This is a genomic window from Halomonas citrativorans (assembly GCF_014898005.1).
Classification (GTDB): domain Bacteria; phylum Pseudomonadota; class Gammaproteobacteria; order Pseudomonadales; family Halomonadaceae; genus Vreelandella; species Vreelandella citrativorans.
In genome coordinates, this window is record NZ_JABUYX010000017.1 from 19,947 (window position 1) to 34,679 (window position 14,733).

At 54.4% G+C, this 14,733-nt stretch carries 16 protein-coding genes and 4 tRNA genes; 9 read left to right on the forward strand and 11 right to left on the reverse strand.

Annotated elements, in window-relative coordinates; genetic code table 11:
* Nucleotides 1-7: 7 nt before the first annotated feature.
* The 3 genes from lapB to INT20_RS13605 all read right to left on the reverse strand — a co-directional run bounded on the left by lapB (nucleotide 8) and on the right by INT20_RS13605 (nucleotide 1,922).
* The gene (gene lapB, locus INT20_RS13595; protein ID WP_193057107.1) at nucleotides 8-1,207 is read right to left on the reverse strand and encodes a lipopolysaccharide assembly protein LapB; all 1,200 of its coding nucleotides are present in this window, start codon (nucleotides 1,205-1,207) and stop codon (nucleotides 8-10) included.
* Nucleotides 1,208-1,513 (reverse strand): lipopolysaccharide assembly protein LapA domain-containing protein, encoded by a 306-nt coding sequence (locus tag INT20_RS13600; protein ID WP_087106669.1) that lies wholly within the window; start codon nucleotides 1,511-1,513, stop codon nucleotides 1,208-1,210.
* Between the two features lie 112 nt (nucleotides 1,514-1,625).
* Nucleotides 1,626-1,922 (reverse strand): integration host factor subunit beta, encoded by a 297-nt coding sequence (locus INT20_RS13605; protein WP_172117076.1) that lies wholly within the window; start codon nucleotides 1,920-1,922, stop codon nucleotides 1,626-1,628.
* A 213-nt stretch (nucleotides 1,923-2,135) separates the two neighbouring features.
* Here INT20_RS13605 and INT20_RS13610 point away from each other — a divergent pair, with 213 nt between their 5' ends.
* Complete coding sequence (locus INT20_RS13610) at nucleotides 2,136-2,429, forward strand: FAD assembly factor SdhE (RefSeq protein ID WP_087106665.1); 294 nt, start codon at nucleotides 2,136-2,138, stop codon at nucleotides 2,427-2,429.
* Nucleotides 2,389-2,787, forward strand: a complete 399-nt coding sequence (locus tag INT20_RS13615) for a hypothetical protein (RefSeq protein ID WP_226912177.1) — start codon at nucleotides 2,389-2,391, stop codon at nucleotides 2,785-2,787. Before INT20_RS13610 ends, INT20_RS13615 begins: the two co-directional genes overlap by 41 nt.
* On the opposite strand, the gene nadB is transcribed toward INT20_RS13615, so the two are convergent.
* The 7 genes from nadB to uvrY form a co-directional block, all read right to left on the reverse strand.
* Entirely contained in the window at nucleotides 2,764-4,362 is a 1,599-nt protein-coding gene (nadB, locus tag INT20_RS13620) for an L-aspartate oxidase (RefSeq protein ID WP_193057108.1), read from the reverse strand. The genes INT20_RS13615 and nadB overlap by 24 nt on opposite strands.
* A 157-nt stretch (nucleotides 4,363-4,519) precedes the next feature.
* Nucleotides 4,520-4,606 (reverse strand) — tRNA-Leu (locus tag INT20_RS13625).
* A 36-nt stretch (nucleotides 4,607-4,642) separates the two neighbouring features.
* Nucleotides 4,643-4,716 (reverse strand) — tRNA-Cys (locus INT20_RS13630).
* Nucleotides 4,717-4,801: 85 nt separating this feature from the next.
* Nucleotides 4,802-4,876 (reverse strand) — tRNA-Gly (locus INT20_RS13635).
* Nucleotides 4,877-4,959: 83 nt separating this feature from the next.
* Complete coding sequence (pgsA, locus tag INT20_RS13640; RefSeq protein WP_087106661.1) at nucleotides 4,960-5,508, reverse strand: CDP-diacylglycerol--glycerol-3-phosphate 3-phosphatidyltransferase; 549 nt, start codon at nucleotides 5,506-5,508, stop codon at nucleotides 4,960-4,962.
* Nucleotides 5,509-5,605: 97 nt separating this feature from the next.
* Nucleotides 5,606-7,420, reverse strand: coding sequence for an excinuclease ABC subunit UvrC (gene uvrC, locus INT20_RS13645; RefSeq protein WP_193057109.1), 1,815 nt, complete (start codon nucleotides 7,418-7,420; stop codon nucleotides 5,606-5,608).
* Nucleotides 7,421-7,462: 42 nt separating this feature from the next.
* Nucleotides 7,463-8,113 (reverse strand): UvrY/SirA/GacA family response regulator transcription factor, encoded by a 651-nt coding sequence (gene uvrY, locus INT20_RS13650; RefSeq protein ID WP_087106657.1) that lies wholly within the window; start codon nucleotides 8,111-8,113, stop codon nucleotides 7,463-7,465.
* A gap of 180 nt (nucleotides 8,114-8,293) precedes the next feature.
* On the opposite strand from uvrY, the gene INT20_RS13655 reads away from it, so the two are divergent.
* Nucleotides 8,294-8,369: transfer RNA gene (locus INT20_RS13655), tRNA-Ala, on the forward strand.
* A 157-nt stretch (nucleotides 8,370-8,526) separates the two neighbouring features.
* Here the strand turns inward: INT20_RS13655 and argF are convergent.
* The gene (gene argF / locus INT20_RS13660; protein WP_193057110.1) at nucleotides 8,527-9,447 is read right to left on the reverse strand and encodes an ornithine carbamoyltransferase; all 921 of its coding nucleotides are present in this window, start codon (nucleotides 9,445-9,447) and stop codon (nucleotides 8,527-8,529) included.
* A 209-nt stretch (nucleotides 9,448-9,656) separates the two neighbouring features.
* On the opposite strand from argF, the gene grxD reads away from it, so the two are divergent.
* The 6 genes from grxD to INT20_RS13690 all read left to right on the forward strand — a co-directional run bounded on the left by grxD (nucleotide 9,657) and on the right by INT20_RS13690 (nucleotide 14,727).
* Nucleotides 9,657-10,007, forward strand: coding sequence for a Grx4 family monothiol glutaredoxin (gene grxD, locus INT20_RS13665; RefSeq protein WP_172117071.1), 351 nt, complete (start codon nucleotides 9,657-9,659; stop codon nucleotides 10,005-10,007).
* Nucleotides 10,008-10,147: 140 nt separating this feature from the next.
* The gene (gene dnaX / locus INT20_RS13670) at nucleotides 10,148-12,247 is read left to right on the forward strand and encodes a DNA polymerase III subunit gamma/tau (protein WP_193057111.1); all 2,100 of its coding nucleotides are present in this window, start codon (nucleotides 10,148-10,150) and stop codon (nucleotides 12,245-12,247) included.
* A 60-nt stretch (nucleotides 12,248-12,307) separates the two neighbouring features.
* Entirely contained in the window at nucleotides 12,308-12,634 is a 327-nt protein-coding gene (locus INT20_RS13675; protein WP_172117069.1) for a YbaB/EbfC family nucleoid-associated protein, read from the forward strand.
* A gap of 3 nt (nucleotides 12,635-12,637) precedes the next feature.
* Nucleotides 12,638-13,243 (forward strand): recombination mediator RecR, encoded by a 606-nt coding sequence (gene recR, locus INT20_RS13680; protein WP_172117068.1) that lies wholly within the window; start codon nucleotides 12,638-12,640, stop codon nucleotides 13,241-13,243.
* A 51-nt stretch (nucleotides 13,244-13,294) separates the two neighbouring features.
* Nucleotides 13,295-14,428 (forward strand): ribonuclease D, encoded by a 1,134-nt coding sequence (gene rnd, locus INT20_RS13685; RefSeq protein WP_172117067.1) that lies wholly within the window; start codon nucleotides 13,295-13,297, stop codon nucleotides 14,426-14,428.
* A complete protein-coding gene (locus INT20_RS13690; RefSeq protein ID WP_193057112.1) occupies nucleotides 14,425-14,727 on the forward strand; it encodes a YcgL domain-containing protein in 303 nt (100 codons plus the stop codon). The genes rnd and INT20_RS13690 overlap by 4 nt, the downstream gene beginning before the upstream one ends.
* Nucleotides 14,728-14,733 lie beyond the last annotated feature (6 nt).

Genomic DNA, 14,733 nt, shown 5'->3' on the forward strand with positions numbered 1-14,733 from the left:
GGTTTGCTTACTCGCCCTCTACGCCGGTAATCGGCTTGGTAGTGCCCCAGCGGCGGCAGCTGGGGCACTGCCAGGCAAGGGCATCACTTGTAAAACCACAGCGCCTGCATTGATGGCGTGGACGATCTTTTAAAAGCGCATCCGTGTGGTATTTAAGCAGTGATAAGCGAGTGTCCGGCGCCGCTCTTCCACTTAGCTTCTGGCTTTCGACATACAGATCCAGCAGATAGTCCAACCCGCCAAGGCTCGGCGCATCACGTAGCCAGTTTCCGGTTAACTCAATGGCGGTATCCACGCCATCCCGCTGGTGAATAAGCTCGCCGAGCATCACGATAACGCTGGTGTAAGGTGCCTGGCCCAGTAGACGGTATAAGTGCTTCTCCAGACCTGCTATATCGTCGTTACGCGCATAGGCCCGCTGAAGGGTTGGCAGCATGGTTGGGATATGCGCGGCATCCTGTTCAGGAATATGGTCAAGACGTTCTATCGCGCGGCCATAGTGGCCGTTATCCATCTCAAGATCCGCCAACAGTAGTGTGGCGCGAATGCAACGTTCATCCAGCAGCAAGGCTTTTTTTAGATGCTTTTTCGCGAGCGCACGGCTGGATTGTTGAATCTCTTCTATGGCCAGCTCACATAGCCAGTGTGACGCTGGGCGCCGCATACCTGGGTGCTGCTTTAGCAGGGGCTGGATTACCTCTAAAGCGGTTTGCCACTCCTTTTCGCGCTCCAGAAGATCCACCAGTAGCTGCTTGGCCGCATAGCGGCGATCATCGTCGGTGGATTGCTCAAGCAGCGAGTGCAGCAGTCTCTGGGCACGGTCATGAACACCTAGCGCTATAAAATCGCGCGCAAGCTCAAGCTGGATGCGTTCGTTGGTGCCATGCGATAGGGCCGGGCGTGCAAGCAGGTTTTGGTGAATACTGACGGCTTTGTCTGCCTCGCCACGCGTGCGAAAGAGCTTACCCAGCGCGATATGGGTATCTACCGTATCGCTATTAACATCAAGTGCACTGATAAACGTGTTAATGGCTTCATCGGGTTGCTCATTCAGCAGGTAATTTAACCCAACGAAATATTCGCGCGACAGTTGAGAAGGCGGCGCTGTTGGCGCTCGCCGGTGGTGCTGGGCAGCGTATCGAATGCCTAGCCCGAAGCCTATGGCAATCGCTACCAATATTAGCCCTAGCAGCATGACATCATGCATTTACGCTAGTTCCTTAAACTCCTGGGTGCGTAAACGATCAAGCTCTTTGCGCTGCTGTTTGTTATGGCGCTCGCTGCGTGCAAGACGTGCTTTCAATCGTACGTATACCCCCATCATTGCGAGCATGCCGAGTATGACGCCAAACGTTAATGTCGCCAGCAGCCATACCGAGAGTGTGATGGGGGGGAGTTCAACCCAGATCAGATTCAAGGCAATGGTTTGCTGATTGTTGACGGCAAACAAGATGCCTACCAGTAGAACAACCAGCAAAATAATGGCGAGAATCAGCCCTTTAATCCAACGCATGAGAGTTTCCTAGTCAGTGACGTTCGCAGTATGACCCTATTGTGTATGAGTCTTGGCGCGACGTCATCCCACAGTCACAGATTATCAAAGTATGGCGGCTTCGGGCTCTGTGTTAGTAACCCAGCGCACGGCTGGCATCTACCTGTTCGCGCAGCTCTTTGCCGGGCTTAAAGTGCGGTACATATTTACCGTCCAGCTCGACCGGATCGCCCGTTTTGGGGTTACGGCCAGTACGCGGCTCACGGAAATGCAGTGAGAAACTGCCAAAGCCACGTATTTCCACACGACCGCCGCTGGAAAGAGCGTCCGTCATATCATCCAGTATAATACGTACCGCCGTCTCGACTTCTTTGGCGGATAGCTCCGGTTGACGCATCGCGATTTGTTCGATTAGTTCAGATTTTGTCATCGGTTGGCTCCCTGTAAACGGTGAAGGCTGCCGTTAATAATAGCGGCTGACCTTGATAACCTCGAATTCAGCATACTGTGCAAATTGATATTAAACAATTCAGATAAAACAAGGTACTAGACTGAATAACAGCATAGGCGAAGCTTGGCGCTGGCGCGACCCTTTAGCTTAGGTATACTGACGCTTCATTTTTACCAATGAAAGAGGCTGACCTTGAACGACGATACATCCCCAGCAGCCGTGCTACGTAAGCGACTCTACTGGCATTCGCGTCGCGGTATGTGGGAGCTTGATCTGTTGCTGATCCCGTTTTTAGAAAAACGCTTTGACACACTTAGCGAAGAGGAGCAGTTGACTTATCAGCGCCTAATTGAAGAAGAAGACCAGGACTTGTTTGTTTGGCTCATGCACCGTGAATGGCCTGAAGACCCAGCGTTAAAGCATATGGTGAAAATGATCGTTGAGCATGCAGAAAACACCGATAATTCTGCCTATCGTACCCTCTAAAACGGCAGGCCTGCTTCACTCGGGTTTGGCGATGGGGCTCTGTTCGTTGAGCTACTGGGTATTGGGGCTTTGGGTGGGCAGCGGCATTACCTTTGTCATCAGCCTTTTGCTGTGGCGTACTCTCCATAGGCAAGTCCATGGCGTGCTTTATCTAAGCAAGCGTGATACGGCTATTTATGGCCGTTGGCGAAAGCCCTATGGAGAGCTGAGCGATGAAGTGGTGGTTCGCTGTGATTACCTGGGGCCTTGGTTGGTGGGCTTGTGGGTGGGGCCACAGCGGCTCTGGCTGTGGCCCGATAGTTTCTCTCGTCATCATCACCGTTTGTTGCGCCGCTTATACCACCGTGCCGGGCATTAAATCCGCTAGCGTTAAACAAGAAATCGCAGGGGCGGGAAGGTGAGACGGCCAATCCATAGAGTAATGTAACCCGCGTGATTCATGCCGTTTCAATGCGGCGATAACGGTTAGCTGAGCCAGCCTGATTGCTTGACGTAACTGCATGTACTCAGGTTGAAACTGGCCGGCTCCTAAGCGTTCCAAACGCTTATCCAATAACGCCAACTGCTCATGGGCGGCAGCCAATCCTGAGTTGCTACGTACAATCGACACCTGTTGGCTCATCGTGGTTCGTAGCTCGTGGCGCCATTGAGCCAGTAGGTCCTGCTCTTCAACGCTTAATAACCGGGCGGACGGTGGTAGGGGCGTAATGGGCGGCGCGTGCCATTCGTTGAGATGTTGTTCTCGAAGCGCGCTTGCACAGCTACGCGCATACACCAGACACTCCAGCAGTGAGTTGCTGGCCATGCGGTTGGCACCATGTAGGCCGGTACAGGCAGCTTCACCGACTGCATAAAGCCCCGGTATGCCTGTCGCGCCCTGATGATCGGTGGCAATGCCCCCGCAGCTATAGTGGGCGGCGGGGACGACGGGGATCGGTTGCTGGATGATATCAATCCCGCGTGAGGCGCAGTGTGCCAAAATGGTTGGGAAGTGGTGGTGAATGGCTTTTTCACCAAGGTGGCGGATATCCAGCCATACGTGCCCTTGGGTGCTTTGCTGAATTTGAGCATCGATGGCTCGCGCAACAACGTCCCTGGGAGCAAGTTCTGCGCGAGGATCAATGGCTGGCATAAACCGCTCACCGGCTTCATTGAGCAAGTAACCACCTTCGCCACGTACGGCTTCGCTAATTAAAAACGCGGGGCCGTCAGGATCATACAGGCTGGTCGGGTGAAACTGCTGAAACTCCAGATTCATTAATCGCGCGCCAAGCTCCGCAGCCATCATCATGCCTTCGCCGCTACCGGGGGTAGGGGTTGTGGTATGGCGATAAAGGCCGCTAGCGCCCCCGGTGGCTAGCGTGGTGTAAGTCGCGGTGAGTGTTTGCCGTTGTCGCTCTGTATCGATGCCATAGGCACCTGTGCAGTGCCCGTGGCAGTTTTGGAGTAACCCTAAAATAGTGATATCGCGGCGCAGGGTAATATTGGCATGCGCGGCGACTTTGTCTTGCAGGGTATCTACAACGGCGCGTCCCGTGGCATCGTCAGCATGAATAATACGCCGGGCGTTATGGCCGCCTTCACGGGTCAGGTGATACGGGTAGCAAGCGTCAGGGGCGGGGTCCGGGGTAAAGTGTACCCCTTGATCAATTAACCATTGGATAGCCGTCGGGCCGTGGGTAACGGTAAAACGTACAGCCTGCTCATCACATAACCCGTCACCAGCGACAAGTGTGTCACGAATATGCGCTTCCAGGTTGTCTTCGGGGGAGAGCACCGCTGCAATGCCACCCTGGGCCCATCGGCTGGCGCCTTTATCATTGTGGGCTGGATTTACCAGCGTCACCGACAGGTGGTCGGCAATGTCCAGGGCGAGGGTTAACCCGGCGACGCCGCCGCCAATAATTAATACATCCGTTGTTGGCGTGCTCATGCGGCCCGCTCCTTGTTTTTGCTATCTGGCGCTATGGCGCATAAAAGGTAAGCGCATCGCGTAGTCATTAGTCGTTGACGATGTATGGACGCAAAAAAATCCGCGTCGATCAAAATGATCTCGCAGATAATAAAGTCATAAGGGGAGATAAAAACAATGGTGCCCGGAGCCGGACTTGAACCGGCACGGAGTTACCTCCGAGAGATTTTAAGTCTCTTGCGTCTACCAATTTCGCCATCCGGGCAGTGCAATTGGTGTATCGTTGCACTTAACACAAAAGTGGAGGCTGGAGTCGGAATCGAACCGGCGTACACGGAGTTGCAGTCCGCTGCATAACCACTCTGCCATCCAGCCTAAAGAGTCGATGGAGTGGGAAGATAGATTCGACCGGGCTGGCGTTCCAGCTCTCGACCTAACCTGCTTGCCGCACAATCCAAGTTGGAGCGGGAAAAGAGATTCGAACTCTCGACCCTCGCCTTGGCAAGGCGATGCTCTACCACTGAGCTATTCCCGCTCGACTCGAGGGCGAATTATACGCATCGTTGAGCGGTTGTCAATCATCAATGATGCAAACATCCCCTTCGAGGAATCAACTGCTTACATGGAGCGGCTAAGGTGCGGCCAGGCAGCCTTTAAATATTGGATCATGGACCAAAGCGTTAAGGCCGCAGCGACGTACAGCACTACCACACCCAGTAGGGCGATCTCGTGTGTGGGCGGCAGCGCCAAAAGGATCAGCAGGGCCACCATCTGGAGCGTGGTTTTAAGCTTGCCTATCCAGGAAACCGCGACCAAACCCCGCTTGCCCATTTCTGCCATCCATTCGCGCAGGGCCGATATGACGATTTCACGGCCAATAATGACAAGCGCAGGCAAGGTCAGAATGAGTGTGTCGTAGCGCTCAATCAGCAGCGCGAGTGCCACAACGACCATTAGTTTGTCGGCCACTGGGTCTAAGAAAGCGCCAAAGGGTGTTGACTGATTCCAGCGGCGGGCCAAATAGCCATCTAGCCAATCGGTCATCGAGGCTAGCGCAAAAAGGCCAGCCGCCAGCGGCATGCTCCAATTAAAAGGCAAGTAGAACAGCACAACGAGCAAGGGAATAAAGGCAACTCTTGCCAGTGTAAGTACGTTGGGTATATTCATCGCGACTGGCGATCCTTACCGGAGAGTCATTAAATTCGAAATGTAGTAAAGGCTATTCTATCCGCCTTAGCGACTAGCATCTATGCCCAATGGTGGTTTATCCATTCAGGGCCAAATAAATACTCTCTGCAAGTGCGGCGCTAATGCCAGGGACTCTTGCCAGCTCGGCGCGGCTCGCTTTCTGCACACCTTGCAATCCGCCAAAAAAACGTAACAACTCACGGCGCCGTTTAGGACCAATGCCGGGAATGTCTTGCAGAGTAGAAGTGCGCCTGGCCTTGTCGCGCTGGGCTCGGTGGCCTGCAATTGCAAAACGGTGCGATTCATCCCGGATATGCTGAATTAAGTGCAGAGCAGGGGACGCGGGATCCAAGGGAAGTGGGTTATCCGATGTTTCCAAAAAGAGTGTCTCAAGCCCGGCTTTGCGTGTGGTGCCTTTGGCAACGCCTAGCAAAATGATCGTGGTAATGCCGAGTTGGTTGAGCACCTCTCGGGCCATATTAAGCTGACCTTTGCCGCCATCGACAATCACAATATCCGGGGCGATGGCTTCGCCGCTTTCTACGCGTTTCAGCCTTCGCGTCAGCGCTTGCTGCATGGCGGCGTAATCATCGCCCGCCGCCACGCCTTCTATGCGGAAATGGCGATAGTCGCTCTTGCGCGGTCCTTGATGGTCAAAGACCACGCAGGAGGCCACGGTGGCTTCACCCTGGCTATGGCTGATATCGAAACACTCAAGCCGTTCGGGCATGGATTCAAGGCCCAGTGCTTTCTGAAGCGCTGCAAAGCGTTGGGTGAGCTGCGTATGGTTCGCCAATTGAGACGCTAACTGCTGCTCAGCATTGGTCATCGCCAGTTGCTGCCACTGGGCGCGATGCCCGCGTACCTGGCTTGTCACACGAATACGCTTGCCCGCTTGCTGTGTGAGCGCCTCGGCAATCAGGTCGCTGTCATCCAGCGCATGGCTGGTAATGACTTCACTGGGCACGTTATGCGGCTGGCCAAAATAGTACTGGCTCACCACCTCGGTCAGTAGGGTTTCTGGGGAAAGGTCTAGACCGTTTTTGGGCGCATGGTGGCGGGCGCCGAGCATGCGCCCATCGCGAACGCTTAACACCGAAACGCCTAGCGCGCCTGGCCGTTGGGCGAGCGCGAAAATATCGGCATCGCCGTTCTGGTTATCGACAAACTGGCGCTGCTGTAGCTGGCGTAATTGCTGTATCTGGTCACGGAAGCGGGCAGCCTCCTCAAAATCCAGGTCTTGGCTGGCGGCTTCCATCGCCTCGGTCAGCGCTTGGGTTACGTGCTCACTTTTGCCTTCCAGACACATAACGGCGTGTTCAACGTCGCGGCGGTAATCCTCTTCTGCAATGTAGTCTACGCAAGGAGCGCTACAGCGCTGGATTTGATGCTGTAGGCACGGACGAGAGCGATGGGCAAAAACACTGTCTTCGCAGTTGCGAATGCGGAAGATTTTTTGCATGAGTGACAGGCTTTCGCGTACCGCGCCGCTGCTGGGATAGGGGCCCAAATAGCGGCCGTCGTCACGCCGTTGACGTGCGCGTTTATATTCAAGTCTGGGATAGTTGTGGCGGTCGGTGACGAAGATAAACGGGTAGGACTTATCATCCCGTAATAAAATATTGTAGGGTGGGCGAAGCTCCTTGATCAGGGTTTGCTCAAGGAGCAGTGCCTCGGTTTCGCTGCGGGTTACGGTGATTTGAATATCCGCAATCCGTGCCACCATCGCCTGCGTTTTAGTGTTCAGCTGGCCACGAAAATAGCTGGCAAGGCGGGCTTTTAAGCGTTTCGCTTTGCCTACATAGAGCGTATCGCTGTGTTCATCAAGCATACGGTAAACGCCGGGGGAGGTGCTTACCGAGCTTAAAAACTGTTTTGCATTAAATGTCATTGCACCGTATCGAACGCCGAGGAGTGGCTAAGGATGTTAGGTTTATCCCTGACTGGCGTCAAAGCCATCCACTAGCCCATGACGTAGTGCCAGGTGTGTCAGTTCGACATCGGTGGCCACCTGAAGTTTATCAAATAGCCGATAGCGGTATGTATTCACGGTTTTGGGACTCAAATGCAAGCGGTCAGAAATATCCTGAACGCGCTGACAGTTGACGATCATTAATGCAATTTGTAGCTCGCGATGGGAGAGATGGCTAAACGGGTTGTCTTCGTTAGTAAAGTGAGACAAGGCCAAGCGCTGGGCTATCTCTTGGCTGACGTAGCGACGACCATGAAATACCTGGCGGATCGCATCGGTCATTTCTGTTGCGCCGGCGCCCTTGCTTAAAAACCCTGATGCGCCAGCCTCCAACATGCGGCGTAGTACGCTGTCTTCCATGTGCGCCGTTAAGATCAGTACCTTGATATCTTCCATCGTACGATGGATGCGGCGCGTTGCTTCCAGCCCGCCTATCCCCGGCATGCGTATGTCCATCAGGACAATGTCCGGTTTTAAATGACGGCACTGGGTGACTGCGCTTTCGCCATCGTCGACCTCACCGACAATTTTGATATCGCTCTCTTCATTTAGCAGATGAGCAATACTGGTTCTTACCAGATGATGATCATCGGCGATTAGAACGTTGATCAAGGGGGCTGGCTCCTGCGTGGAAACATAGTGGGCTCAGAAGGTAGCCTCTGACGCTGACCCATAGAGTGCCACAGCTGACTATAAAGTAGAATTAGCAAATGCGTATTTGAATGGGTTCTTGACCTTGGTCCGGTTTCATAATAGCATGCGCCTCGCTTAGTCCGTAAGGGCGACGGCATTGGGGCCTTAGCTCAGCTGGGAGAGCGCAACACTGGCAGTGTTGAGGTCAGCGGTTCGATCCCGCTAGGCTCCACCAGAATTAATCGAAAAAGCCTCGCTATTCATAGCGAGGCTTTTTCGTATGTGTGTATCAATGGCTCTTGGGTGATAGTTGCCTAAAACTCGCCATCTGATGCAAAACATCAATATCAATAGCCACCAAACAGGGTTCTTTGGTGGCTATTGATGCGGGTTTATTCGCTAACCTGGCCAAGCAGTAAAAACTCGATTAACGCCTTTTGCGCGTGCAAGCGGTTTCCAGCTTCTTGCCACACCACTGCGCGGGGGTCATCAAGCAGCGTATGGCTGATCTCTTCGCCACGGTGTGCAGGCAGACAGTGTAAGAACAGTACATCGCTTTGCGCCTGATCCAGCATGGTTTCTGTGACCTGGAAGCCGGAAAAATCCGCTTCACGCTTGGCCTGCTCTTCCTCTTGACCCATGGACGCCCAAACATCGGTGGTCACCAGGTCTACGCCCTGAATGGCTGCCTGCGGGTCGTGCATTAGTGTGACATGATCCCCAGCGGCCTCCATGATGTCGGCGCGTGGTTCGTAGCCTTTCGGGCAGCAAATGCGAAGATGGAAATCAAACTGGCGCGCCGCGTTAATCCACGAGTGACACATGTTGTTGCCGTCGCCAATCCAGACGGCGGTGCGGCCCTTAACGCTTCCGCGTAGCTCGGTCCAGGTCATCACATCGGCCAGTAGCTGGCAGGGGTGATAGTCATCGCTTAACGCGTTAATGACGGGAACGCTGCTGGCGCTGGCATAGGTTTCAAGGCCCGCATGAGAGAAGGTGCGGATCATAACGGCATCGACCATCTCGGAAAGCACGCGAGCGGTGTCTTCGATTGGCTCGCCGCGCCCTAACTGAGTGTCGCGCGGAGATAAGAACAGCGCGTGCCCGCCAAATTGCGCCATGCCGGTTTCAAACGATACGCGTGTACGTGTCGACGATTTTTCAAAGATCATCGCCAGCGTTCGGTTCGCCAGCGGCGCATACTCCGGCCCGTTGGCTTTAAGATCTGTTTTAATTTTAATGGCACGCTGAATCAAATAACTCAGTTCATCAGGCGTCAAATCCAGCAGGGTAAGGAAATGGCGTGTCGCCATGGTTGCTTCTCTCCGCGTAAAAACACCATCCTAGCGAGGCGGCGGGGGATGCGCAACGCGAACGGCACGCGTAGAATGGCCTCCAAAGATTAAGGCCGAGTACCGTACTCAGGTATTAAGGCAGGCGTCAGGCGCCTGGGTGATCTACGGTTTATTTCGTGCGTATACTGACCTTCGTTGCGCTAGTTCTTTACTTAAGGAGTACTTTTATGAGCACAACAGCCGAAAATATTCAGCGTCAAATTAGCGAAAATCCCATTTTGCTTTACATGAAAGGCTCGCCTCAGCTGCCGCAGTGTGGCTTCTCAGCCCAGACGGTCCAGGCCTTGATGAACTGCGGTGAGCGCTTTGCGTTCGTTAATATTTTGGATAACCCGGATATCCGTGCTGAGCTGCCTAAAATCGCCAATTGGCCTACTTTCCCGCAGCTGTGGGTTGAAGGTGAGCTGGTCGGTGGCTGCGATATCGTCGTGGAAATGCATCAAAACGGCGAGCTCGAAAAGCTGGTTAAAGAAGCTGCCCAGCGGGCAGGTGCGGAAGACGGTGCAGATAACGCCTAACGATAACGCCCGAGTTCCTCGCTCGGGCGGTTGGCGGGCTGCGGCGTAGCCGCTAGAATGGCGTTTTATCACGCATTGTGGCACCTGCTGTTATTGAAAGATGCATCATCAGGACAGCCCGCCGAAGGAAGTATTGCTCAATGAGCTATCAGGTTCTGGCCCGCAAGTGGCGACCACGTACATTCCACGAACTCGTGGGTCAGGCCCATGTTCAGCGCGCCTTGGTCAATGCGCTTGACCAGGGGCGTCTTCACCACGCCTATTTATTTACCGGCACCCGCGGTGTCGGTAAAACCACACTTGCCCGCATATTGGCCAAATGCTTGAACTGCACAGCTAACGGGCGCGGCGATGAGGGCATTACCTCAACACCGTGTGGTCAGTGCGATAGCTGCGTAGCCATTGATGAAGGGCGTTTTGTCGACTTGATCGAAGTCGATGCGGCGTCGCGCACCAAGGTAGAAGATACCCGCGAATTACTGGATAACGTGCAGTACGCGCCCACCCAGGGGCGTTACAAGGTGTACCTGATTGATGAGGTGCACATGCTTTCAACCAGCAGTTTTAACGCGCTATTGAAAACGCTGGAAGAGCCGCCTCCTCACGTTAAGTTTCTGCTTGCCACTACTGATCCGCAAAAGCTGCCTGCAACGGTGCTGTCGCGCTGCCTTCAGTTCACGCTTAAACACATGCCGCCTGAGCGAGTTGTTGAGCATCTCACCTATGTACTGGGTGAAGAGGGCGTGGCCTTCGATGAAAGCGCGCTATGGCTATTAGGCAAAGCAGCTGAAGGCTCAATGCGTGATGCCATGAGCCTGACCGACCAGGCGATTGCCTTTGGGCAGGGCGCCGTCCGTCATGCCGATGTAGCGGCGATGCTGGGAACCCTGGATCACCGGCATATTTTAGCGCTGGTAAGCGCGCTGGCGGATGTAGATGTGCAGCAACTGCTGGCTGAAGTAGCACAGTTGGCAGAACAGGGCCCTGATTTTGCTGCCGTGCTAGACGAGCTGTCGGCTATTTTGCACCGTCTCGCCGTTGCCCAAATGGTGCCGGACGCCGTGAATAACAGTCATGGTGATCGAGAGGCTATTTTACAGCTCGCCAGCCGCTTTACCGCTGAAGATATTCAGCTCTACTACCAGATAGGGCTTCAAGGCCGAGGCGATATGGCACACGCGCCTGACTTGCGCAGTGCGCTGGAAATGACGCTACTGCGCATGCTGGCGTTCCGGCCGCAGGGCGTGCCCAAGCCGCCCCGCACGCCGCTACCGCTGCGTGCTGAGCCAACAGGGTCGGAGGGCAGTCAAAGCATGGGGCAGGGCGCAGCGCCAGCCAGTACGGCGCCTCAGCCACCTGCTTCAGCCTCGGCCAGCAATTATGTTCAACCAGAGCCCGAAGCGTCTGCCGCGTCTGCGGTTAGCTCTTTACCCGCTGCTCCCGTACCAGGGACTGGGGATCAGCCAAAGGCAGACACAGACTATATAGACACGCCGCAAGCAGAGCTCGAAAAAAAACATGCCCAGCAGCCAGCGTCTGATACACGTGTTGAAGGGGAAGCACCTGGCGATAGTCCTGCTATGCAAATGGATTCAACGGGCTTTAAGGTAGGCGGTAACGAGGTGCCTTCTGCGGATAGCCCAATGCCGCCGCCATGGTCACTTGATGACGTAGAGCAAGCCGAAGCACATGAAAGCGGCCAAGCGGAAGTGCCTTCGCCAAGTGTTCGCAAAGCACCCGCTTCAGAGGCTGTGTTGGCTTCAGCGCCGGTATCAACCTCTGAGTCAGAAGCCGTGCCAGCCCCTGGGCAGACAGCGCCCATCGCTGACGTCGGCAATGAAGTGCTGGACCATGCAAAATGGCTGCTATGCTTTGATTCTTTAGGCTTGGGCGGCTTAACGCGCAGTTTGGCGGCGAACTGTCTGCTGGAGAGCGACGATGGCAATACGTTGACGCTGCGCCTGGATCCAAGTCAGGCGGCCATGCAGGCAGAGATTCATAAAACGCGCATCGAGCGCGCATTAAGTGAACAAGGGGTGCCGCGCCGGGTCGAATTCGTGGTGGCCGAGCTGTCGACACAGAGTGAGACACCGCGTCAGCGTGAAGAGCGGTTGAATCAAGAGCAGCATGCGCAGGCTGTTGATCTCTTGAACCACGATCCCAATATACAGAAGTTACAGCAGGCGTTTGGTGCGACGCTGATAGAATCAACCGTCAAGCCCGCGGCCGCCAAGCGTTAGCATTGCACCGGATACTCGTTTTTTAACAACCCCGTCTTTAATTAGCCAGGAGAGCACACCATGTTGAAAGGTGGAATGGGCAACTTGATGAAGCAAGCCCAAGAGATGCAGGAAAAAATGCAGCGCATTCAGGAAGAAGCCGCTCAGTCAGAAGTATACGGTGAAGCCGGCGCAGGCATGGTTAAAGTCACCATGAACGGACGCCATGACGTGAGTCAGGTCAGCATCGATCCAAGCGTAATGGAAGAAGATAAAGAGCTGCTTGAAGATCTTTTAGCCGCCGCGGTGAATGATGCTGTACGTAAAGTTGAAACAAACTCTAAAGCTCGGATGGAAGAAGCAACGGCTGGATTGAACCTGCCGCCTGGTTTCAAGATGCCGTTCTAAGTAATGCGATTTTCTCCTCTTATTGAACAACTGATGGATGCGTTTCGTGTGTTGCCAGGGGTTGGGCCGAAGACGGCCCAGCGTATGGCAATGCATTTGCTTGAGCGTGAGCGGGCAGGCGGTCAGCGTCTTGCTTCGGTCATTCAAAAAGCGATTGACGAGGTCGGCTACTGTCAGCGCTGTCGCACGCTGACCGAAGCTGATATTTGCGCGATATGCGAAACGCCTCGCCGCGACGATGCCTTATTGTGTGTGGTTGAGTCACCCGCTGATCAGCTGGCGATTGAGGAAGCGGGTGGCTTTCAGGGCCGCTATTTTGTGCTTCATGGGCACTTGTCGCCTTTGGATGGTATCGGTCCTGACGCGATTGGGCTTGAGCAGTTGGAAACGCGTGTAGCAGAAGGCCATATCGAAGAAATTGTACTGGCGACCAACCCAACCGTCGAAGGTGAAGCAACCGCGCACTATATCGCCGCTCAATTGGCCCACTACGGCGTGAAGTTTTCACGTTTAGCTTATGGTGTTCCTATGGGTGGTGAGCTTGAGTATGTCGATGGCGGTACCTTAAGCCGTGCGTTTAATGGCCGACAGCCCTTTACCAGCGATTAACCCATCAACATTGCAAGCGCAATCGCGGTTGTAGCAACCTGGAAGTATGCTTTGTCTTCTCTAGCCTCCCCCGTATACCAGTGGATTGACAGCCCCGAGGCGCTTGATGCGGCCTGCGCACAAGTGGCCAACGCCCCTGTCATCGCGCTGGATACAGAGTTTTTCCGTGAAAACACGTTTTTCCCCGTCCCTGCATTAATTCAATTTGCTGCCGGGGACGTTGCGTACTTGGTTGACCCGCTGGCCACGTCCTGCACGCCTGCCTTTCGGCAGTTACTGCAAAATAGCGCCATTAAACTGCTGCATGCGTGTAGTGAAGATTTAGAAGTTTTTCAGCATTGGGCCGGGGTGTTACCAACGCCATTGGTGGATACGCAGGTTGCTCAAGGGTTTCTCGGTGAAGTGCCCTCGATGGGGTATCAAAAGCTGGTGGAGTTTTGGATAGGCGAAACGCTGCCCAAAGAGGAGACGCGCTCCAACTGGCTAGAGCGGCCTTTGACGCCCTCTCAGTGTGACTATGCGGCGTTGGATGTTATTTACCTGCTTCAAGTATGGGCGCATCAGGCTGAACGACTGGAAGGGTTAGGCCGCGGCCAATGGCTGCATGAAGAGTGTGCCAGTTTGATCGAACAGGCCGGGCGCAGCGTTGAAGCGGATGGCCAGTGGTACGCCCGTCACCGTCAGCTATGGCGGCTTGATCCGCGCCAATTAGAGGCTTATCGGCTGATGACCATTTGGCGGGAAGGCGAAACACGGCGGCGTAATTTGCCGCGCAATTGGCTTATTAGTGACAAGTTGCTGTTTGCAGCTGCTGACGCCATGCCGAAAAATCGCTATGAGTTGGCCGAGGTGGAAGGCTTTAAGCCAGCGTTGGTCAAAAAAGAGGGCGACACGCTATTGGCAATGGTTAAAAAGGCCCAGCACTGCGACGAAAATGAGCTGTTGGCGCGCTGGCCGGACCCGATGCAGCCCGCCTTTAAACAACGTTTCAAAGCCCTAAAATCCGTTATTAACACGAAAGCGGCCGGGCTTGGCATGGCGTCTGAAGTGTTGATGCGCCGCCGTGATATTGAGGCGTTGGTCATGCAGGACATGGCAAGCCAGCCTTTAACTCTGCCACAAGGATGGCGGGGCGAATGTTTGGCCGATGAGCTTGAGCAGGCATTAAAGGAGTTGTCTAAATGAGTGACAAGCTGCTTTGTGAGATTTTTAAAAGCTCGCGAAAAGATGAAATGTATTTATACGTTGATAAGCGCAAAGGGCTCACGCCCGTTCCTGAGGCGCTGCTCGCAACGTTTGGAAAGCCCGTCGCGGTATTCACCATGATTCTCACCGCCGATAAAAAACTGGCCCGAGTAAATGTGGATGACGTTATAGCCGCTATTGATGAGCAGGGTTTTTATCTGCAGATGCCGCCTGCAAAAGAGGATTACTTGCTTGATGTACATCGCGCGCAATTAAACGCGCGCGATGCGGCGCAGTAGCCGCTA